This window comes from Phenylobacterium sp. (assembly GCF_036821595.1).
Lineage (GTDB): Bacteria > Pseudomonadota > Alphaproteobacteria > Caulobacterales > Caulobacteraceae > Phenylobacterium.
The window spans coordinates 1-18,705 of record NZ_DAISJG010000005.1; the positions used below are offsets into that span (position 1 = coordinate 1).

Below are 18,705 nucleotides of genomic sequence, written 5' to 3' on the forward strand. Positions count from 1 at the left end.
GGCTCGGACCCCGCCTGGTCCCCCCTTCTCAACTAGGCTTGCTTACAGTCGCCACCCCGTAGACTCTGACGGCGCTCCGGCGCTCACCCATCCAAAAGGAGACGCATCACATGGTCATCAGCAGCAAGAGCGCCTGGCGCCTCACGCTCGTCGCCGCCGCCGCCCTGACGGTCACCGCCTGTCAGTCGCGGCCGAAGCCGACCTATCCGGCCCAGACCACGACGCCGGCCCAGCCGACCCAGCCCGGAACGACCACGCCGCCGCCGGTCAGCGGCCAACCGCTCGGGGCCGTGCCCGGCTCGCAGCAGGACTTCGTCGTCAACGTGGGCGAGCGGGTCTACTTCGACTTCGACCGCTACGACATTCGCGCCGATGCCCAGCCGATCCTGGCGGCCCAGGCCGCCTGGCTGCGCCGCTATCCCAGCGTGCGCGTCCGCATCGAGGGCAACACCGACGAGATGGGCACCCGCGAATACAACCTCGCGCTCGGCGCCCGTCGCGCCAACGCGGTGCGCGACTATCTGGTCTCCAACGGCGTGACAGCGGACCGGATCGCCACCGTCTCCTACGGCAAGGAGCAGCCGATCGACCCGGGCTCGTCCGAGGAGGCCCACGCCCAGAACCGCAACGCCAAGACGGCGATCGTCAGCGGCGCCCGCTAGGGCGGTTCAGCCATCCCGGGCATGGTTCGCGTCTCCAGGCGAATCTCGCCCGGGTCGCCGCAAATCCGCCGCCCCGTCCCTGCAGGCTCAAGGTCCATGCTGCTCCATCGTCTCCGCGCTCCCGCCGTCCTCCTCGCCCTGGCGCTCACGGCCGCTCCGGCCGCGGCCCAGACACCCATGGAGGATCCGCTGGATGCGCGGGACGCCCGCCGCGTCGACCGGATGGAGAAGGTGGTGCGCGAACTGCGCGACATCGTCTTCAAGGCCCAGAGGACGGGTGCGCCGGTGGTGGTCCAGCCCGCCGACACCGACGCCCGGATGGCGGAGCTCGGCAACCGGATCTCAGACCTCGAGCAGTCGCTGACCCGCATCAATGGCTCGCTGGAGACCACGACCTACGAACTCGATCTCGCCAAGCGCGAGAACGAGACGCTGAAGGCCCAGGTGAAGGATCTCACCGACCGGCTGACGGTCGCCGAGCGGGCTGTCGCCCCGCCTCCGCCGCCGGAGCCGCCAGCCGAGCAGGCCGCCCGGGCCGCCACGCCACAGGAGGCCTTCACCGCCGCGCGGCAGCTCATGCTGAGCGGCGACTACGGAGCGGCCGAGCAGGCGTTCGCGGACTATGTCCAGGACTACCCGGAGGGACCTCGGATCGCCGAAGCGCGCTACTGGTGGGGGAAGACGCTGACGGTGCGCAGCGCCCACGCCCAGGCCGCCACCGCCTATATCGGCGCCATCCGCGGCTGGCCGCAGACCAGCTGGGCGCCCGACGCCGTGGTGGAGCTGGCCCGCTCCCTGGTGGCGCTGAAGAAACCGACCGACGCCTGCCAGACGCTCGCCGAACTGCCCAAGCGTTACCCCAAGGCTCCGGCCACCGTCACGAGCCGGGCCGCGGCGACCCGCACCCAGGCGAAGTGCGCGGCCTAGACGTCGGCCCGGCGGACAGCCTCGCCGACCAAGTCCGCCCCGTCCTCGACCGCCGTCTGCTGACCGACGTCGACGCCCCGTTGGCCGTGGCCCTGTCCGGCGGCGGCGACAGCCTGGCGCTGACGCTGATCGCCGCCGACTGGGCGCGCGACGCCCGGCGGCGACTCCTCATCCTGACCGTCGACCACCGCCTGCAGCCGCAGGGCGGCGCCTGGACCGAACGCTGCGCCCGAACGGCCGAACGGCTCGGCGCCGGCTTCCAGGCGCTCGCCTGGGAAGGGCCGAAGCCCGCCGCCGGCCTTCCCGCCGCCGCGCGCGACGCCCGCCACCGGCTGCTCGCCGAGGCCGGGCGGCAGGCCGGCGCGCGGGTGATCCTGATGGGCCATACGGCGAGCGACCTCGCCGAAGCCGCCGCCATGCGGGCGGAAGGCTCCACCACGCCCGCCCCCCGCGAGTGGGCGCCTTCCCCTTCGTGGCCGGAGGGGCGGGGGGTCTTCCTGCTCCGTCCGCTGCTCGGCGCTTCCCGCGAGGAGATCCGCGACTGGCTGCGCGCCCGGGACGAGACCTGGATCGACGATCCCGCCAACAGCGACATGGCCTCCGCCCGCGCGCGCGCCCGGGCCGCGGGCGCAGGGGCGGTCGGGGCGATCGCCCCGCCGCCAGAGCCGGCCGCGCTCGCCGAGGCCTGCCTCTTCGATGCCGGTTGCGGAATCCGCCTGCCGCGCCAGGCCCTCCGGGATACGCCGCCCGCGACCGCCCAGGCCTTCCTGGGCATCGCCACGGTCTGCGTGGGCGGCGGCGACCGGCGGCCGGCCGGCGATCGCCTGCGGCGGGTGCGCGAGATCCTGGCGGGTCCGGCGGCGCTCGCCACCACCCTGGCCGGGGCGCGCATCGAGGCCGACGAGCACGAAGTCAGCCTCCTGCGCGAGCCCGGCGAGGCCCGGCGCGGCGGCCTGCCCACCCTTTACCTGACGCCCGGTCGTCGGCTCGTCTGGGACGGCCGGTTCGAGTTCACCGCCGCCCGGGCCGGGATGCACGTCGACCGGCTGGAGGGCGTGTCGCGCCGCCTGTCGCCCGAGCAGCAGCAGATCCTGCGCCAGCTGCCGCCCAAGGCGCGCCTGGGACTGCCGGTGATCGTGGAAGGCGGCCGGGTCGCCTGCCCCGCGCTGGCGGAGGTCGAGGGCGTCGAGATGCGTCCGCTGGTCCCGGACCGGCTGTTCGCCGCCTGCGGGCTGGTGGAGCGCGAGCCGGTCTAGCGGCGGGCGAGCACGTGCTCGACGCCGCGCACCACCGGGTCGGCAAAGCGGGGGCCGAGCAGGCTGGCGTGGGTGGCGCGCGCCACATGCTCCACATAGCCATGCTCGGAGGCGAGCGCCGGGACCGTCTGCAGCTTCTTCAGCCAGGGCCGGCGCCGCTCGCCGCCGGCCGTGATCACCGCGACGGGCAGGGCGGGGGGCAGGTCTGCGGCGCCGGCCTGTTCCGATATCGCCGCCCAGCTCGCCACCTCGTCGGCGGCGCCGCGGGCGTGGGGCGCCGAGGCGTGGATGCGCCGCTTCTCCGTCGCGGCCGATCCGGTCAGGCCGATGAGGTTGCCGGTGATCAGCGCGACCGGCCGCATCAGGCCGAGGTCGGCCCCGACGCCCGCCAGCCGCAGGACCCCAGCGAAGGAGCCGATCGCCTCCCGCCCCGCCGGCAGCCGGATGACGTCGGGCGTCATGGCGTCGACCAGCACCAGCCCCAGCACGCGCTCCGGCCGGGCAAGGGTGAACAGCCGGGCCATCAGCCCGCCCATGGAGTGGCCGACCACCACCAGGGGCCTATCCTCGCCCAGGCGGTCCAGGAGCCGCTCGGCGTCGGCCAGGATCGCGCGGCCGTCCCGCGGCCGCGGCCCGGGGTCGGAGTGGCCGAGACCCGCGCGGTCGTAGGCCAGGCTGCGCAGGCCCTTCACCGCCAGCCGCTCCTGCACCACCGCCCAGTCGGCGGCGCAGCCGAAGGCGCCGTGCTCAAGCAAGACCAGCGGCTGGCCGTCGTCCGGGCCCGCGCGGACGATGCGAAGGCAGCGCCCGCCCAGGTCGACGCGCTCGCCGCGGATCGCAGCGCCGCGGACGGTCTCGGCCGCGCTCACCCCTTCTGGAAGGGCTTGGGCGCGCGGGCCGCGCCTTGACGGGCGAGCATCCAGCCAGGGTACTCGGCGACGAGTTCGCTCACCTCGTCGAGGCGCGACACCTCTTCGGCGGTGAGTTGCAGCTCGGCGGCGGCCAGATTGTCGTCGAGCTGCTCCAGCGTCTTGGCCCCGATGATGATGCTCATCACGTGAGGCTTGGCGAGAAGCCAGGCGAGCGCCACCCGCGCCACGGAGGCGCCGTGCGCCTCGCCCACCTCGCGCATCACCTCCACACACTTCCAGGCGCGGTCCTTGTCCACCGGCGGAAAGTCAAAGTTGGTCCGCCGGGCGCCCTCCGGATTGTTGGAGCCCGGGCCGAACTTGCCCGAGAGGAGGCCGCCTGCCAGGGGCGACCAGACCATCAGCCCGAGTTTTTCGGAGGTGAGCATCGGCACGAGCTCGCGTTCCAGGTCGCGGCCGGCGATGGAGTAGTAGGCCTGCAGGGTCTCGAAGCGGGCGTAGCCCCTGGCCTCGCTGATCCCGAGGGCCTTGGCGATCTTCCAGGCCTGCCAGTTGGAGACGCCCACGTAGCGCACGAGCCCCTGCCGGGTGAGGTCGTCGAGCGCCCTCAGCATCTCGTCGAGCGGCGTCACCGGGTCGTTGGCGTGGATCTGGTAGAGGTCGATATGGTCGGTCTGCAGCCGCTCAAGGCTCCTCTGCACCGAGTCCATGATGTGGCCGCGGGACGCACCACGGTCGTTCGGCCCAGGCCCCATCTCGCCATAGACCTTGGTGGCGATCACCACGTCGCTGCGACTGACGCCGAGGTTCCTGAGCGCCTGGCCGGTGAGCCGCTCCGACTCGCCGAACGAGTAGACATCGGCCGTGTCGATGAAGTTGACGCCGGCCTCGATCGCCCGACCGACGATGGCGTCCACCTCGCCCTGCTGCAGGGCGCCGATGGCCCGCCACATGCCCGCGGCCTCCGTGCCGCCGAAGGTCATGGTCCCGAGGCAGATCTCGGACACGTAGAGGCCGGTCCGGCCGAGCTGGTTGTACTTCATGCGGGCGACCTCCTGGGGGCGCCACAGGTATGGAGAACCTTGGGCGCCAGGTCGAGCCCGTCAGCCGGCGGCGGTGGCGATCGCCTCTTCCGCGGGCAGGGTGGAAACCGGCGGCGGCGAAGGGGCCACCGGAGCCACCGGCGGCGCGGCGGCGGGCTCCACGGGCCGGCGATCGGCGCCGAAGCGGATGGTCGCCCGCGGCCGGCCCTCCTCGTAGCGGACAGTGACGGAAGCGTCCCGGCCGGCGTCGGTCGCGGAGGGCGCGCTGCGCTCCAGCCTGGCCTGCTGCTTGGCCGCCATCAGCGCCTTCTTGCTCTCGGGAATGCGGGAGACGTAGGCGATGCGGACGCGGCGCGGGAAGCGCCGGGCGTCGCGCAGCGGCAGGTCCTCGGCGGTGGCGAAGGACCTGCCGACAAACATGGCGGGGTTCAGCGGCCGGTCCTTGGCGTCACGGATCTCGAAATGCAGGTGCGGCCCGGTGGAGGTTCCGGACGAGCCCACCCGGCCCACCGGCGTGCCGGCGCTCACCGCCAGGCCGGGGCGCATCTCAGCCGCCACCCGGCCCATGTGGGCGTAGAGCGTCGTGAGGCCCTCCGCGTGCTCGACCTCCACGAAACGGCCGTAGGTGTAGCTTTGCCCCGCACGGGTGACGACGCCGTCGGCGGCGGCCAGCACCGGCTCGCCGAAGTCGGCGGCGATGTCCACGCCCTCGTGCAGGCGACCGTTCTCCTCCCAGGGCAGCTGGCGCAGGCCGAACGGGGAGACGATCTCCTGGCCCAGCACCGGGTGCTGGAAAGCGATCAGGTGGGCGGGCTCGGCGGGCTGGGCGGCTGCCGGGACGATGCGCTGGGCGCTGGTCATCCGGACCTCGGACGGACCTTCGCTCCGCTCCGGGAGGGCCGCATGCGCCATGCCGATGGCGCCCAGCGCCACCGCTGCGCCCACCGCCGCATCCACGATCCAATGACGCGCACGCGCCTCGAGAGCCGAACTCGCTTCAGTCAAGGCCGATAGTCTCCCAGCACCGCCGCGCCCTTGGCGGCCTTCCCCAAGGCAGGGGCGGCCGGGCGTCGGCAATTCCCGCGGTAAGGGTTTGGTTAACTGGGGGGCCTTCTAGGCAAAAACTTGGCGGCAGGTCATCAACAATTGTTCGGCGGGGCCGAAACCCCGCCGCCAAGCTTGGCCTTAGCCTCGCGTTCTACCTAGAAGAGGAAGCGCACGACGGCGCGCAGGTCGTAGTCGCTGTAGCCGTCGTCGAAGGTGCCGCCGCCGTCGATGGCGTAGAGCACCTGGTTGGTCCCGCCGCGCACGCCGATCCGCGCCACGGCGCCGCCGGAATAGACGTCCTCCGCGTCGAGGGTGAAGGGCGTGCCGGTTCCGAAGCGGGCGGTGGTCTGACCCGGGTCGCCCGCGAGCTTAGCCCGCCAGCCCACCTTCACCTCGGGCGACCACCAGAAGTCGTCGCCGAAGCGCGCGCCGATCGCCAGCAGCGCCTGCCCCGTGAGCAGATCGCCCTTGCGGTCCTCCACCGTCAGGTCGAAGCCGTCGCCGCCGCCGGTCTCTTCGTAGCCGTCCTCCGACAGCCGCAGATAGTCCACGGAGAGCTCGGGACGGGCATAGAGCCAGCCGAGGCTCGCCTGATAGGAGACGCCCGCGTGGGCCTCGGCGAGCCAGCCATTCCAGTCGGCGTCGCTGCGCAGGTTGAGGTCGGTCGCGGTGAAGATCCGCTTGCTGTCGAAGGACACATAGCCGAGGCCGCCGCGCACGTCGGCCTGCAGACCGCCGGCCTGGAGGCGCCAGTAGAGGCCCCCCTCGACGAAGTTCATCGCCACGCGTTCCCCGGCCGAGGCGGACTTGTCGTTGAAGTCGGCGCTGACGAAGCTGCCGTTGATCCCCACCGCCTGGTTCGCGCCCACCAGCTCGAAACCGGCGGCGAGGCCGAAGCCCTCGGCCTCGAAGCCAAGCGCGTCCTCGGCGTCGCGGTCGATCTGGAAGATGATCTCCTGCGCCCACAGGCCGCTTCCGCCGGCCGCGTTGTCCGGATTGCGGTGGGCGATCGCCGCCGAGATGGCGGTGGAGATGGCCTGGGCCGACATGATCGCCCCGCCGGAGTGGTCCGGCAGCAGCTGGTCGTAGAGCCGCTCGAAGCCCGCCTGCTCCTTCTGGGCGAGGAAGGCTGCCTCGATGCCCGCGTTGCGGTCCAGAGCGTCGAACACGCCTGAATAGGCCTGGCCCTGCGAGCGGTTGAGGCCAAGCTCGGCCGCCGTCTTCGGCCGGATGTCCACCACCACCGTGTCGGCGGCGGCGTCGGCCCGGATTTCCGCCCGGTAGAGCCAGGGCGCGCCCACGACGCTCGCCGCCGTGGCCCCCGCGACCTGCAGGTCGCCCGAGCGGATGATCTCGTAGGACTGCGAACCGCGCAGGACCGACGCGAGGTTGAGGTCGAACTGCGCGCCGGAAGCGATGGTCGTCGCTCCCGCGACGTTGAACCGCGTGGCCGTGCCCGCCTGCCCGTCGATGGTCACCGCGAGCACGCTCTTGGCGCCGAGCGACATGCCGCTGAGCTGGATGGTTTCGGTGTTGGTGACCGCCAGGCGGCCCTCGCCCACGGCGACGGTCAGCAGGCCGTCGGTGTCGGTGAGCCGGCCCGAGACCACGCCGCCTGCGTCGATCACCAGGCTGTCGGCCCCGGCGCCGAAGGCCATGGCGCCGGTCATGGTCCCGCCGACGATCTCCAGGCGGTCGGAGCCCGAGCCGAACAGCACGTCGCCGGTGATCGACGGGGCGCCGGTGCTGGTCGCCTTGGTCTGGCGCACCGTGGCGCCGGCGGTGTTCGCCCGCAGGTCGAGGGCGATCGACTGGCCGACGCTGGTGGAGCCGCTCTTCGGAATGGACACCGCGCGGATGGCGCCGGTGTTTTCCACCAGCGACAGCGTGCCGGAGAGGTCCACCACCGCGCGGGCGTCCTGCGATCCATTGGTGAGCAGGGCCTCGATCGTGCCCGAGTTGCGGAGCGCCGGGACCACGGCCCCGTCGTTCAGCAGGATCGCGGTCGCCGCGCCGCCCTGCGCCGTCACGTCAGCGCCGATGGCCGTGGCCTGCACGCGGCCGCCGAGGATATTGATCCCGCCCTGGATTGTCGTGGCGCCGCCGCCCGCCTGGCCGATGCGCACGGCGGTTGCGGCCACGCCGTCGTTGACCCCGGCGCCCACGACCTCGCCCTTAAGCACCAGGCCGTAGGCGGTGTCGCCCGCACCGACCAGGCCGATGGTGGTGGCGCGGTCGGTCGCGCCGATGTCCAGCGCCGGGGCCGAGCCCACGGAGGTGAGCGCGCCGTTGCCTTCCTGGGCGTCGGCGATCCCGTCGTCGTCCTCGTCGGTGTCGGTGGTGCTGTTGTCGGCCGGACGCACGTCCAGCATCACGCCGCCGCCCACGTTGCCGTTGATCCGGACCGCGGCGCCGCCCTGCTTCAGGTCGTCCGCGTCCAGCTTGGCGCGCGACGCGTCGGGAAGCCGCTGGACGGTGCGGTAGCCGGTGGAGGAGACCACGCCCTGCAGGCGCACGCCGCCGCCGACGTCGCCGAGATGCACGCCGACGGAGCCTTCCCCCTGCACCTGCACGGTGCCGTTGATCTGGGCGTTGCCGACGACGTCCGTTGCGTGGATGCCGACGCCGCGGTCGCCGGTGACGGTCACGGCGCCGCCGTTCGCCAGGTGCCCGTTGATGCGCGTCTCGGCCAGGATGCCGGCCGAGTCGTTGCCCTCGATGTTGATCGCGCCGGCCGGCTCGTTGCGGATGTCGCCGTTGAAGGCGTCGGGGCCGGTCACCCGCACGCCGATCCGGTTGCTGCCCTGTGCGAACGCCCCGTCGAGGTCGCCATCGTTGTCGGTGTCGGTAGGGGTGTAGTCCTCGAGCAGGCCGATCAGGCCGGTGTTCGTGAGTGATCCGGTGCGCCCGCCCAGGATCAGCACGCCCGTGGCGTTGCTCTGGCCGTCGAAGCCGATCGTGCCGGCGTTCTTCACGGCGTTGTTGGAGTTAAGCGTCACCGCCACGCCCGGGCCGGTCGGTTTCACCGAGCCGCTGGACTCCACAGTCACGTCGTCGGGCTGGCCGCTGGCCGCCGTGGCCGTTGCGACAGGCGTCGTAATGGCCGTGGTGATCTTGGTCTCTGCGCCGGCGGACGCGGCGTAAGCCAGCGGCAAAAGGGCCGCGGACACGAACAGACGCTTCATTCTTGGAGATCCCCTCGGACGCCCCCGCGCCCCGAAAAGCAGAGCCATTCTAGTAGGCTGGCATGCAGGTCGTGACAAGCGGCGGCGCGTGACGTATGTATTTGTTTCGTAAAAACTGTACGCGGCTTCCGCTGGCCCTTCAAGATGGTTCTGCGGCGGGCCCCAGCGTCCCGAGGAGCTCCTGATGCCCAGACCCGCCGCCGACCCCGCCAAGGCCGCCCAGACGAAAGTCCTGCGCCAGCAGGCGGGGCGCTGGCTGAAGGCGGCGCGGGAGACGGCCGGCCTGACACAGGCCGAGCTCGCCGAACGGGTGGGGCTGCGCTACTACACCTTCGTCAGCCAGGTGGAGAGCGGTCTGGGCCGGCTCCCCATCGAGACCCAGCGGGCCTGGGCCGAGGCCCTGGGCCTCGAACCGCGGGAATTCGCCCAGACCCTCTTGCGCTACTACGAACCTGAGCTTTATCGACTGCTGTTCGACGAAGACGCCGGCCGCCAGGCGGCCCAGGCCTAGGACTTTCAGCACACCATGGGCGACGTCCTCCCTTTCATCGCGAAGGTTCGCGCCAGCGGCGACTGGACCGCGGCCGAGCGGGCGCGCCTGGAAGAGCTCGGGCGGCAGTTCGCCGAGACCGGCATGGGCGTCGAGGTGGTCTTCGGCACCACCGAGGACGGCGATCCCTGGTGCGTGGTCAAGGACCAGAACGAGGAGGTCATCGTCCACGTCGCGCGGATCGGCGGCCGGTTCGTGGTCCACCATGCGGTGGACGACGCCCTGGCCGAGGGCGCGGATCTGCACACCGCGCTCGCCGAGCGCCTGGCGCCGGCGGACGCCGCGCAGGGCGACGAGTCCGTGGTGGTGCCCTTCAGCCTGGCGGGCCGCCAGGCCCAGACCTTCATGGCGCTCATCGTGGCGACGGCCTTCTTCTACGAGACCAGCGCTGCGGTGGACATGGGCGATCCGGTCGAGGAACTGGCCCTTGAGAGCGATCCGCCCGCGCCGCCGCCGACGCCCGACGACGTCGGCCTGACCCAGAAGCGGGAGGTGGCGGCCCACGCGACGGTGATCAACTCCACCGAGCCCGCGCCCGAAGCCCCCGCCACGGCCTGGGCGGTCCGCGCCGAACCGGCGGCGGCGGTCGGCGGCGGCTTGGCCGTGGCGGAAGCGGCGGAGGCGGGAACGGAGCTCCCGCAACTCGCCGCTCTCGAGGGCGAGCGGCCGGCGGCGCGCCTGGCGCTCCAGTCCGACCCGCCCACGTTCAACCTGATCCGGGGCGGCGACGGCGACGACGTGCTGACCGGAGGCGCCGGCTCCGACCGGGTGATTGGCGGAGCCGGGAACGACACCCTCTCCGGCGGCGGCGCGGGGCATGGAGGCTACGACCTGCTGCAGGGCGGCGCCGGCGACGACCGCCTGGAGGTGGCCGCGGACACGGTGGCCGAAGGCGGTGAGGGCGCCGACACCTTCGTGCTCGCCAGGCCCGCCGAGATGGGGAACGCCGAGACCTTCCTGGGCGTCATCCTCGACCTGCGCTTCGACGAGGGCGACCAGCTTCAGACCGGCGACGGCGGGCCGGTGACGATCCTCCCGACGGCTCCGGGCGGAACCCCGTCGGCCGAACCCCCTGCGACGCCGGGCGACTTCGGTGTGGAGCAGACGCCGCCCCGGCCGGACACCCTGCTGCCCGGCTTTGGTCCGGGCCGGCGCGTGGAAGTCGATCTCGACGGCGACGGCGTCGCCGACGGCTATTTGCTGGTGGGCGAGATGCGGCCAGCCGCCAAGATAGCGCCGCCCGACGTCGATCCCCCGGTGGTGATCACCGGCCAGGCCATCGGGGCATGGGAGATCGGCTGAACAGGCCCTAGAGGGCCTTCAGGATGCCCTCGACCATCTTCTTGGCGTCGGCGAACAGCATCATGGTGTTGTCGCGGAAGAAGAGCTCGTTCTCGACGCCCGCATAGCCCGAGGCCATGCCGCGCTTCACGAAGAGGACGGTCCGCGCCTTCTCCACGTCGAGGATCGGCATGCCGTAGATCGCGGAGGTCGGGTCGGTCTTCGCCGCCGGGTTGGTGACGTCGTTGGCCCCGATGACGAAAGCCACGTCGGCGGTGGAGAACTCCGAGTTGATGTCCTCCAGCTCGAACACCTCGTCGTAGGGGACGTTCGCCTCGGCCAGCAGCACGTTCATGTGCCCGGGCATGCGGCCGGCCACCGGGTGGATGGCGTACTTCACCTCGACGCCCTCCTCCTTCAGCTTGTCGGCCATCTCCCGCAGCGCGTGCTGCGCCTGGCTCACCGCCATGCCGTAGCCGGGGACGATGATCACCTTGGACGCGTTCTTCATGATGAAGGCCGCGTCGTCGGCGGAGCCCTGCTTCACCGGCCGGGTCTCGACCCGCCCGCCGGCCGCCGCGGCGCTGTCGTCCGCGCCGAACCCGCCCAGGATCACGGAGATGAAGCTGCGGTTCATCCCCTTGCACATGATGTAGCTGAGGATGGCCCCCGAGGAGCCCACCAGCGCCCCCGTGATGATCAGGGTGGTGTTCTCGAGCGTGAAGCCCAGGGCCGCGGCCGCCCAGCCGGAGTAGCTGTTCAGCATCGAGACCACGACCGGCATGTCGGCGCCGCCGATCGGGATGATCAGGGTGACGCCGATCAGCAGCGCGAGCGCGAAGATCCCCCAGAAGGCCCAGAGCGCCGTGCCGCCGCTCATCACCAGGACGACGACCAGGGCGACGATGCCCAGGCCGATGGCGATGTTCAGCAGGTGGCGGGCCGGCAGCAGGATCGGCGCGCCGCTCATGTTGCCGTTCAGCTTGGCGAAGGCGATCACCGAGCCGGTGAAGGTGATGGCGCCGATGGCCAAGCCCAGGGAGAGCTCGATCAGGGAGGTCAGGTGCACCCGGCCGGCCTCGGCGATGCCATAGGCCTCCGGCGTGTGGATGGCCGCCACCGCGACCAGGCAGGCGGCCATGCCGACCAGGCTGTGGAAGGCCGCCACCAGCTGCGGCATGGAGGTCATCGCGACGCGCTTGGCGATCACCGCTCCGATCGCGCCGCCGATCGCGACGCCGCCGACGATCAGCGCCAGGGTGAAGCCGTCGAGCTTGCCCTGGCCGGCGAGCGTCGCCAGGACGGTGCCGACCGCGATGGCCATGCCGATCATGCCGTTGCGGTTGCCGGCCTGGCTGGACGTGGGCGACGACAGGCCGCGCAGCGCCAGGATGAAGAGGACGCCGGAGACGAGATAGAGGATGGCCGCGAGGTTGGCGTTCATTTATCAGCGCCCCCCCGGCGCCGGAAAAGGCTGCGCGCGGCGGCGATCAGGCCGCCCGCGATGACAGCGCCGCCGACCACCAGCATGGCGTCGCCGACGATACCGTAGGAGAGTTCGGGGGCGCGCTGGCTGACCGCCACGAGCGCGCCGCCGGCCGCCACGAGGATGGCGGCGCGCGAGAGTTCGGCTTCCCGCTCGTATCCGCGGGTCACTTCGCCCTGTCCTTCTTCTTGTACATGGCCAGCATCCGCTGGGTGACCAGGAAGCCGCCGAAGATGTTCACGGCCGCGAAGGCCGCGGCCACGGCGCCGGCGCCCTTGGAGATCAGGATGTTGCGCGTCAGCTCGCCCGTCTCGGGCCGGGCCGCGGCGGCCACCAGGGCGCCCACGATGATCACCGAGGAGATGGCGTTGGTGACCGCCATCAGCGGCGTGTGCAAGGCCGGCGTCACGCTCCAGACCACGTAGTAGCCGACGAAGATCGCCAGCACGAAGATGGCCAGCCGGAAGACTGTGGGATCGACGGCTTCCATGGGACCTCAGCTTGCGAGTTGCGGGTGGACGACCTTGCCGGCCTGGGTGACGAGCGCGGCCTTGAGGATCTCGTCCTCGTAATCCGGACCGAGCTTGCCCTCCTTGTCGAGGAGGAGCCCTGCGAAGGCGAGCAGGTTGCGGGCGTAGAGGGCTGAGGCGTCGGCGGCGATGCGGCCCGGCAGGTTCGGCCGGCCGAGGATCTTCACCCCGTTGGCGGTCTCGGCCACCTCGCCCAGCTTCACGCCCTCGACGTTGCCGCCCTGCTCCACGGCCAGGTCGACGATCACCGAGCCGGGCTTCATGGACGCCACCTGGGCGGCGCTGACCAGCTTCGGCGGCGGGCGCCCGGGAATAAGGGCCGTGGTGATGACGATGTCCTGCTTGGCGATGTGGCTGGAGACCAGCTCCGCCTGCTTGGCCTGGTATTCCGGGCTCATCTCCTTGGCATAGCCGCCGGCGGTCTGGGCGTTCCGGAATTCCTCGTCCTCGACGGCCAGGAACTTGGCGCCCAGGCTCTCCACCTGCTCCTTGGTTGCGGGCCGCACGTCGGTGGCGGTCACCACCGCGCCCAGTCGGCGGGCCGTGGCGATGGCCTGCAGGCCGGCCACGCCCACACCCATGATGAAGACCTTCGCGGCGGCGATCGTACCGGCGGCCGTCATCATCATCGGCAGGGCCTTGCCGTAGGCCTCGGCGGCCTCGATCACCGCGCGATAGCCGGCGAGGTTGGCCTGGGAGGACAGGGCGTCCATCACCTGGGCGCGGGTGATCCGGGGCACGAACTCCATGGCGAAGGCGCTCGCCCCCTTCTTCGCCAGGGCGTCCACGATCGCCTTGTCCTGGTAGGGGTTGAGCAGGGCGGCGACGATGGCGCCGGCCTTCAGGGCCGCGATCTCCTCGTCGGCCGGGGCGCGCACCTTGAAGAGGATGTCGGCCTTGGCGAGCGCCTCCTTCGCGGTCTTGGCGATCGTCGCGCCGGCGGCCTGGTACTCGCTGTCGGGATAGGATGCGGCCGCGCCGGCTCCCGCTTCGACGGTCACCTCGAAACCAGCGGCGATGAGCTTCTTCACCGTCTCGGGAACCGCGGCCACGCGGGTCTCCTCGGCCCGGCGTTCCCTGGTGACGGCGATCACGGCCATACACATCCCCCCTCGTCTTGGGCGGGACCATAGGTGGCCGAGTCAGGGTCTGTCCAGCGAGCCGAGGGGCCGCTCAAACAGATGTTTGAACAGCGCCCTCAGCTTTGCTGAAAGCGGAGCTAGTGGGCTCCGCCCTTCTTCTCACGCAGCAGGAAGACGCCGGCGACGACCAGCACCGCCGCGGAGACTACGGCGCCCATGAAGCCGGCGTCCGTGCAGAACCAGACGGTCAGCCACAGGATCAGGGCGGCGGTGGCCAGCGAGCCCCACTTGGTGATGCCCATCACCAGGTTGTAGGTCGACGTCTGCTCGCTGATGTCCATCGCGCCGCGGTGGTAGTCGGTGGTGGCGTCGGCCATCGAAGGCTGTCTCTCTTGCGTGAGGGGAAGTCGGGCGGGTTGCTACACGAGACCGCCGCGCCGCTCAAGCTGGGCCGGTCGCGGGCCAGGCCGCCAGCAGGGCGCGGATCGCCGCCACCAGGGCCAGCGGCTGGTCGATCATGATGTGGTGGTGGGAATCGGGGATCTCCACCTCCAGCATGTCCTTCGGGAAGAAGGAGGCCTCGCCGGTCTTGCGGCGCTGGATGATCACCGAATTGGCCCCGTAGATGTGGACCATGGGGGTGACGATCCGCAGGCCCTGTTCGGGCATCATCCCGGTGCGGTCGAGCTTCTCCCACATGCTGGGATCGAAGCGCCAGCTCCAGCCTTCTCCCGAGCCGTCCGGCAGCGGCGCGCGCTTCAGCGAACGGCGAGCGATGAAGTCGGCGACGAAGGCGTTGCCGGCAGGCTGCGGCGGCATCAGCCGGAAGCGCGCGAGCGCCGCCTCGATGGTCGGATAGACGCGGCTTGGCCGATCGACCGTGGGGATGTTGCGGACCTGCTCCATCCGCTTCTGGCGCTCGGCGAGCACCTCCGGCGGCGGGCCGCCGAAGCCGGTGTCCACGAGGATCGCGGCCCGCATCTGCTCGGGCTTGCGGGCGGCGGCAAAGAACACCTGGCCGCCCCCGAATGAGTGGCCGATGTAGACCGGCTTCACGCCGCCGTCGTAGAGGCCGGTGGCGCGGGCCACTGCCTCGGCGTCCTCGGCGAAGTCGGTGAAGGCGTAGCGTTCGCGCCAGTCCGACGCGCCCATGCCGGCGAGCGACATCGAGGTCACCCGGTAGTCGGCGGCGAAGAACGGGGCGATGAAGCTCCACCAGTCGGCGTGCGCGCTGTTGCCGTGCACCAGCAGCAGGCCGGGCTTGCCGCGCTCGCCCCAGGTCAGGGCCTCGAGCTTCGTGCCCAGGCTCTCCACGAAGCTGCGCTCCGGCGCCTGGGCGATGGCGTCCCTGAACCACTGCGGGGCCGGCGGCTCCTCGCCCTTGAACGCCTCCAGCGGCGCGCGGACCTCCGGCGGCAGGTTGTCGGAATGGAACGGCCGGTCGTCGTAGGTTTCCTTCCCGGGCGCGTCCGTTCCGGCCCCTTCCGGCGCCTGTCCCGCTTCGTCGGCCATCATGCGATCCCCAGAACGTCCCGCTCCGCCGGCGCCTTCCGGACCTCGCGGATGCCCTTGTAGACGGCGGTTCCGGTCATCAGCGTCCGGTCGCCGCACCAGATGCGGCCGCGGACGGTGAAGAGGTCGTCCCCCTCCGCCACAATCTCGCTCGTCCCCTCGACCCAGTCGCCCATGCGCGCGGCGGAGAGGAAATCGGTCATCAGCCGCACGGTGACCCAACCGATCGAGCGCTGGCTCGAGATCACCCGGCCCCAGGCCATGTCGGCAAAGCTCATCAGCATGCCGCCGTGGCAGTTGTTCATGCCGTTGGCGTGGTGCTCCTCCACGCGGAAGGCCAGGGTCTCTCGGCCGTCCGCCTCCCGCCGCGAATAGAACGGGCCCACGGTCCGGCCGAACCCCCGCTGCCAGAGGTTGATCTCGTAGCCGTCGGGCACGACGGCGGCCTGGACCTCGGTCAAGTCGTCGGACATCGTCTTCGGGTCTAACGGGCGTTTGAAAAATGGCAAGCACCGAGGCGGCGGGGAAGAAACCCGCTGCCCGCGTCGTTGGCGGGTCGGGACGCTGACCGATTACCGACGCCGCCTACGTGACCGAACCGAACGACCGCCCGAGCCGGCCGCGGACGCCGCAGCTCGAGATCCGCGCGCGCAAGCGCATAGGCCTGCGCCGCGCCTACCGCAGCTGGCGCTACCACAATCGCGAAACCCTCTTCGGATGGACCGCCGGGATCATCGCGCTCGCCCTGCTGACCGGCGTGCTCTTCGTGCTCGCGAGCCTGCTCGCCTGAGGCGGCTTGTCGCAGCAACGGCCTGTTTAGCTTGATATTGCAGGCTCAGACGGCATGTTCAGAGGCGTAGCCGTCGTCGGGGTTTCACCAATGCAGACACTGATCGGACGCCGCGAGGCGCTGCGCCTGGGTGGCGCGGCCGCGCTTTCCGGCCTTGCCATGCCGGCCTGGGCGAGCGCGCTCGGGGACAGCCCGCGGCGGGCGGTCCTGCACAATCTGCACACCGGCGACCGCTTCAACGCCGTCTATTTCGAGAACGGCCGCTATGTGCCCCAGGCGCTCGCCGAGGCCATGCGTGTCCTGCGGGACTGGCGCACGGGCGAGGAGCGCATGATGGAGCCGGCCCTGTTCGACGCCCTGCACGCCATCAACACGCGGCTGGAGAGCAACCGGCCGTTCCAGATCATCTCCGGCTATCGGTCGCCCAAGACCAACGCCATGCTTCACGCCAAGAGCAAGGGCGTCGCCTCGCAGAGCCAGCATACGCTGGGCAAGGCCGTGGACGTGCGGATCGAGGGCGTCCAGCTCGCCCACCTGCACAAGGCGGCCCTCGACGTCTCCGCCGGCGGCGTCGGCTACTATCCCAAGTCCAACTTCGTCCACGTCGACACCGGCCGGGTGCGCCGGTGGTCGGGCTCCTAGGGCACGGGTTCGGCGGCAGGTTCCGGCGGCGGAGCCTCCGGAGCGGTCTCGTCCTGCGGCTCGCGCGTCGTCATGCCCACCGCGGCGGCGTCTTCGGCGACCTGCTCGTCGATGGGCGGCAGCGGCAGCGGCGATGACTCCGGCTCAGGCGCCGTGGCGGCGGCGGGGACCGCCTGCTCCTCCGCGGCGGGCGCGGTCACCTCGGCAGGCGCCTTGGCCGTGGGCTCGGACGTGAACCGCGCGCCACGGGTCAGGGCCAGAGCCAGCAGCAGCACGGCGCACGCCGCCGCGATCCACAGCACCACTCTCAGCATCGGTCAGGCCTCTTCGGTCTTCTTCGGCGCCGCCAGAACGCCCACCCGGCGCAGCAGCTCACGGTCCCAGTCATAGGGGTCGGAGCGGAAGTGCATCTGGCCGTCGGCCCCCGCGAACGTGGTCCAGTAGAGGATGAAGACCGGCACCTGCGTGGGCAAGCGCGCCCGCACGGTCTTGCCGCTGTCGAGGGTCGTGGCGATCTGCTCGGGCGTCCACTGAGCGTCGCCCGCGAAAAGGGCCTCCGCGAGCTCCCTGGGCTTTTCGACACGGACGCAGCCGTGACTGGCCTGGCGGGCGAACCGCTCGAACGTGGCCTTCGTCGGGGTGTCGTGCAGGTACACGGCGAACGGATTGTCGAAGTCGAACTTGTAGCGGCCGAGCGCGCTTTGCTCCGAGCTTTGCTGCAGGCGCCGGGATCCATCGTCGTTGGTGATCACGCGGAAGCCGTTGCGGGCCAGATAGCCCGGGTTCGCCCGCTCCTTGGGCCACAGCTCCTCGTTCGCGATGCTGCTCGGGACGTTCCACGGCGGGTTGATCACCACGCTGTGGATAGCCGACTGCAGCATGGGCGTCTCGTCGCCGGGCTTGCCCGAGACCGCCTTCATCGACAGCACCGGCCGGTCGTCCTGGAACAGGGTTACGATGGCCGCGCCGGAGTTCACCTGCACGCGGTTGGCCGGCATCTCGCGCGGCATCCAGCGCCAACGCTCCATGTTGGCGATGATCTGCAGCACGCGCTGGCCCACCGGCTGGTTCAGCATCCGCAGGGTGCCGGGCCCGACCACACCGTCGGGCTCAATGCCGAACCGGCGCTGGGCCCGCTGCACGGCCTGGTGCAGCGCCTCGTCGAACGTCGCGCCGGCGGTCCCGGCGACCTGCGGATCCTCCACGGCCAGCCGAGCGCGGAGCGACTCCACGCGCGGATCGGTGACGCCAAGCTTGAGCGGCGTCCCCTCGGGGACAGCCTTCCAGCCGCCCGCGGACGCGATCTCGCGATATTTGACCAGGCCGCGCTTGAGGGCCGCGTAACCGGAATAGGGCGGCGGCAGGCTGTCCAGCCAAGGCTTCAGCCGGTCGGCGGCGAGCGCCTGCGCCAGCTCCGGCGCCGGGTCATAGGCGGCCGGCCGCAGGGCCCACATCTTCGGGAAATCGCCGGGCTCCATCCGCCCCACGCGAACGTCGTGGGCATAGCGCAGGAGGGCCGCGGCGACCGCGCCGCCGTCCGGCGCATCGCCGGCCGGGACATAGTCCTTGGGCTGCAGGCCGTGGGCGTCGGCGTCGCGCATCACCTGCAGCGCCAGCTCCTGCTGGGCCGGCGTGAGCGCCGGCTGGGCTGCGCGGCCGGCCGCCGGCGGCGCAGCCGGCTCCTGGGCGTGCAGCGCCGCGCCGGCCAGGACGATCGGCAGGACGGCGGCCACGGCGGCCAGTCGGATGCTCGCGCGCCGCTCTGATCTCAAAGTCATACTCCGGGATACCTCAGCCTTCGCCCTCGGTCCCTCGAACGCGCGAAGAGTTCATTTCGTGGCAT

The 18,705-nt window shown here is 71.5% G+C and carries 20 protein-coding genes; 7 read left to right on the forward strand and 13 right to left on the reverse strand.

What is annotated here, in order from left to right:
- The first annotated feature begins 110 nt into the window (after positions 1-110).
- The 3 genes from pal (at position 111) to tilS (ending at position 2,845) form a co-directional block, all read left to right on the forward strand.
- On the forward strand, positions 111-662 hold the full coding sequence (gene pal / locus V7Z97_RS04145) for a peptidoglycan-associated lipoprotein Pal (protein ID WP_334161616.1): 552 nt from the start codon (positions 111-113) through the stop codon (positions 660-662).
- A 96-nt stretch (positions 663-758) separates the two neighbouring features.
- The gene (gene ybgF / locus V7Z97_RS04150) at positions 759-1,589 is read left to right on the forward strand and encodes a tol-pal system protein YbgF (protein WP_334161618.1); all 831 of its coding nucleotides are present in this window, start codon (positions 759-761) and stop codon (positions 1,587-1,589) included.
- The gene (gene tilS / locus V7Z97_RS04155) at positions 1,577-2,845 is read left to right on the forward strand and encodes a tRNA lysidine(34) synthetase TilS (protein ID WP_334161620.1); all 1,269 of its coding nucleotides are present in this window, start codon (positions 1,577-1,579) and stop codon (positions 2,843-2,845) included. The genes ybgF and tilS overlap by 13 nt, the downstream gene beginning before the upstream one ends.
- Here the strand turns inward: tilS and V7Z97_RS04160 are convergent.
- From V7Z97_RS04160 to V7Z97_RS04175, 4 genes are all read right to left on the reverse strand, one after another.
- A complete protein-coding gene (locus V7Z97_RS04160; protein ID WP_334161621.1) occupies positions 2,842-3,714 on the reverse strand; it encodes an alpha/beta fold hydrolase in 873 nt (290 codons plus the stop codon). The two genes, tilS and V7Z97_RS04160, sit on opposite strands and share 4 nt — an antisense overlap.
- Positions 3,711-4,757, reverse strand: coding sequence for an aldo/keto reductase (locus tag V7Z97_RS04165; protein WP_334161622.1), 1,047 nt, complete (start codon positions 4,755-4,757; stop codon positions 3,711-3,713). The genes V7Z97_RS04160 and V7Z97_RS04165 overlap by 4 nt, the downstream gene beginning before the upstream one ends.
- 60 nt (positions 4,758-4,817) lie before the next feature.
- Positions 4,818-5,762, reverse strand: coding sequence for a M23 family metallopeptidase (locus tag V7Z97_RS04170; protein ID WP_334161623.1), 945 nt, complete (start codon positions 5,760-5,762; stop codon positions 4,818-4,820).
- A gap of 197 nt (positions 5,763-5,959) precedes the next feature.
- Complete coding sequence (locus tag V7Z97_RS04175; protein WP_334161624.1) at positions 5,960-8,989, reverse strand: autotransporter outer membrane beta-barrel domain-containing protein; 3,030 nt, start codon at positions 8,987-8,989, stop codon at positions 5,960-5,962.
- Between the two features lie 184 nt (positions 8,990-9,173).
- Here V7Z97_RS04175 and V7Z97_RS04180 point away from each other — a divergent pair, with 184 nt between their 5' ends.
- Both V7Z97_RS04180 and V7Z97_RS04185 read left to right on the forward strand, forming a co-directional pair.
- Positions 9,174-9,500 (forward strand): helix-turn-helix domain-containing protein, encoded by a 327-nt coding sequence (locus V7Z97_RS04180; RefSeq protein WP_334161625.1) that lies wholly within the window; start codon positions 9,174-9,176, stop codon positions 9,498-9,500.
- Positions 9,501-9,515: 15 nt separating this feature from the next.
- Positions 9,516-10,841 (forward strand): hypothetical protein, encoded by a 1,326-nt coding sequence (locus V7Z97_RS04185; protein WP_334161626.1) that lies wholly within the window; start codon positions 9,516-9,518, stop codon positions 10,839-10,841.
- Between the two features lie 7 nt (positions 10,842-10,848).
- On the opposite strand, the gene V7Z97_RS04190 is transcribed toward V7Z97_RS04185, so the two are convergent.
- The 7 genes from V7Z97_RS04190 to V7Z97_RS04220 form a co-directional block, all read right to left on the reverse strand.
- Positions 10,849-12,264, reverse strand: coding sequence for an NAD(P)(+) transhydrogenase (Re/Si-specific) subunit beta (locus V7Z97_RS04190; protein WP_334161627.1), 1,416 nt, complete (start codon positions 12,262-12,264; stop codon positions 10,849-10,851).
- Positions 12,261-12,476 carry a hypothetical protein gene (locus V7Z97_RS04195; protein ID WP_334161629.1) on the reverse strand — a complete coding sequence of 72 codons (216 nt, stop codon included), beginning with the start codon at positions 12,474-12,476 and terminating at the stop codon, positions 12,261-12,263. The genes V7Z97_RS04190 and V7Z97_RS04195 overlap by 4 nt, the downstream gene beginning before the upstream one ends.
- A complete protein-coding gene (locus tag V7Z97_RS04200) occupies positions 12,473-12,796 on the reverse strand; it encodes an NAD(P) transhydrogenase subunit alpha (RefSeq protein WP_334161631.1) in 324 nt (107 codons plus the stop codon). Before V7Z97_RS04200 ends, V7Z97_RS04195 begins: the two co-directional genes overlap by 4 nt.
- Before the next feature lie 6 nt (positions 12,797-12,802).
- Positions 12,803-13,942, reverse strand: coding sequence for a Re/Si-specific NAD(P)(+) transhydrogenase subunit alpha (locus V7Z97_RS04205; protein WP_334161632.1), 1,140 nt, complete (start codon positions 13,940-13,942; stop codon positions 12,803-12,805).
- A gap of 113 nt (positions 13,943-14,055) precedes the next feature.
- Positions 14,056-14,295, reverse strand: coding sequence for an aa3-type cytochrome c oxidase subunit IV (locus tag V7Z97_RS04210; RefSeq protein WP_334161634.1), 240 nt, complete (start codon positions 14,293-14,295; stop codon positions 14,056-14,058).
- Positions 14,296-14,359: 64 nt separating this feature from the next.
- Positions 14,360-15,430 (reverse strand): alpha/beta fold hydrolase, encoded by a 1,071-nt coding sequence (locus V7Z97_RS04215; protein WP_334161635.1) that lies wholly within the window; start codon positions 15,428-15,430, stop codon positions 14,360-14,362.
- Positions 15,430-15,903 carry a PaaI family thioesterase gene (locus tag V7Z97_RS04220; RefSeq protein WP_334161636.1) on the reverse strand — a complete coding sequence of 158 codons (474 nt, stop codon included), beginning with the start codon at positions 15,901-15,903 and terminating at the stop codon, positions 15,430-15,432. Before V7Z97_RS04220 ends, V7Z97_RS04215 begins: the two co-directional genes overlap by 1 nt.
- 116 nt (positions 15,904-16,019) lie before the next feature.
- On the opposite strand from V7Z97_RS04220, the gene V7Z97_RS04225 reads away from it, so the two are divergent.
- Together V7Z97_RS04225 and V7Z97_RS04230 are read left to right on the forward strand one after the other, a co-directional pair.
- Entirely contained in the window at positions 16,020-16,220 is a 201-nt protein-coding gene (locus V7Z97_RS04225; protein WP_334161638.1) for a hypothetical protein, read from the forward strand.
- 90 nt (positions 16,221-16,310) lie between these two features.
- Entirely contained in the window at positions 16,311-16,862 is a 552-nt protein-coding gene (locus V7Z97_RS04230; RefSeq protein WP_334161639.1) for a YcbK family protein, read from the forward strand.
- On the opposite strand, the gene V7Z97_RS04235 is transcribed toward V7Z97_RS04230, so the two are convergent.
- Positions 16,859-17,176 carry a hypothetical protein gene (locus tag V7Z97_RS04235; RefSeq protein WP_334161640.1) on the reverse strand — a complete coding sequence of 106 codons (318 nt, stop codon included), beginning with the start codon at positions 17,174-17,176 and terminating at the stop codon, positions 16,859-16,861. The genes V7Z97_RS04230 and V7Z97_RS04235 overlap by 4 nt on opposite strands.
- 3 nt (positions 17,177-17,179) lie before the next feature.
- The gene (locus V7Z97_RS04240) at positions 17,180-18,640 is read right to left on the reverse strand and encodes a L,D-transpeptidase family protein (protein WP_334161642.1); all 1,461 of its coding nucleotides are present in this window, start codon (positions 18,638-18,640) and stop codon (positions 17,180-17,182) included.
- Positions 18,641-18,705: the final 65 nt, after the last annotated feature.

What these genes read in the sequence shown, in the direction of transcription:
- V7Z97_RS04220 (WP_334161636.1), bottom strand. Translation starts at nt 15,903, where the DNA reads ATGTCCGACGACTTGACCGAGGTCCAGGCCGCCGTCGTGCCCGACGGC.
- V7Z97_RS04210 (WP_334161634.1), bottom strand. Translation starts at nt 14,295, where the DNA reads ATGGCCGACGCCACCACCGACTACCACCGCGGCGCGATGGACATCAGC.
- V7Z97_RS04185 (WP_334161626.1), top strand. Translation starts at nt 9,516, where the DNA reads ATGGGCGACGTCCTCCCTTTCATCGCGAAGGTTCGCGCCAGCGGCGAC.
- V7Z97_RS04180 (WP_334161625.1), top strand. Translation starts at nt 9,174, where the DNA reads ATGCCCAGACCCGCCGCCGACCCCGCCAAGGCCGCCCAGACGAAAGTC.
- V7Z97_RS04190 (WP_334161627.1), bottom strand. Translation starts at nt 12,264, where the DNA reads ATGAACGCCAACCTCGCGGCCATCCTCTATCTCGTCTCCGGCGTCCTC.
- ybgF (WP_334161618.1), top strand. Translation starts at nt 759, where the DNA reads ATGCTGCTCCATCGTCTCCGCGCTCCCGCCGTCCTCCTCGCCCTGGCG.
- V7Z97_RS04200 (WP_334161631.1), bottom strand. Translation starts at nt 12,796, where the DNA reads ATGGAAGCCGTCGATCCCACAGTCTTCCGGCTGGCCATCTTCGTGCTG.
- V7Z97_RS04165 (WP_334161622.1), bottom strand. Translation starts at nt 4,757, where the DNA reads ATGAAGTACAACCAGCTCGGCCGGACCGGCCTCTACGTGTCCGAGATC.
- V7Z97_RS04215 (WP_334161635.1), bottom strand. Translation starts at nt 15,430, where the DNA reads ATGGCCGACGAAGCGGGACAGGCGCCGGAAGGGGCCGGAACGGACGCG.
- V7Z97_RS04175 (WP_334161624.1), bottom strand. Translation starts at nt 8,989, where the DNA reads ATGAAGCGTCTGTTCGTGTCCGCGGCCCTTTTGCCGCTGGCTTACGCC.
- V7Z97_RS04235 (WP_334161640.1), bottom strand. Translation starts at nt 17,176, where the DNA reads ATGCTGAGAGTGGTGCTGTGGATCGCGGCGGCGTGCGCCGTGCTGCTG.
- V7Z97_RS04240 (WP_334161642.1), bottom strand. Translation starts at nt 18,640, where the DNA reads ATGACTTTGAGATCAGAGCGGCGCGCGAGCATCCGACTGGCCGCCGTG.
- V7Z97_RS04205 (WP_334161632.1), bottom strand. Translation starts at nt 13,942, where the DNA reads ATGTGTATGGCCGTGATCGCCGTCACCAGGGAACGCCGGGCCGAGGAG.
- pal (WP_334161616.1), top strand. Translation starts at nt 111, where the DNA reads ATGGTCATCAGCAGCAAGAGCGCCTGGCGCCTCACGCTCGTCGCCGCC.
- V7Z97_RS04230 (WP_334161639.1), top strand. Translation starts at nt 16,311, where the DNA reads ATGCAGACACTGATCGGACGCCGCGAGGCGCTGCGCCTGGGTGGCGCG.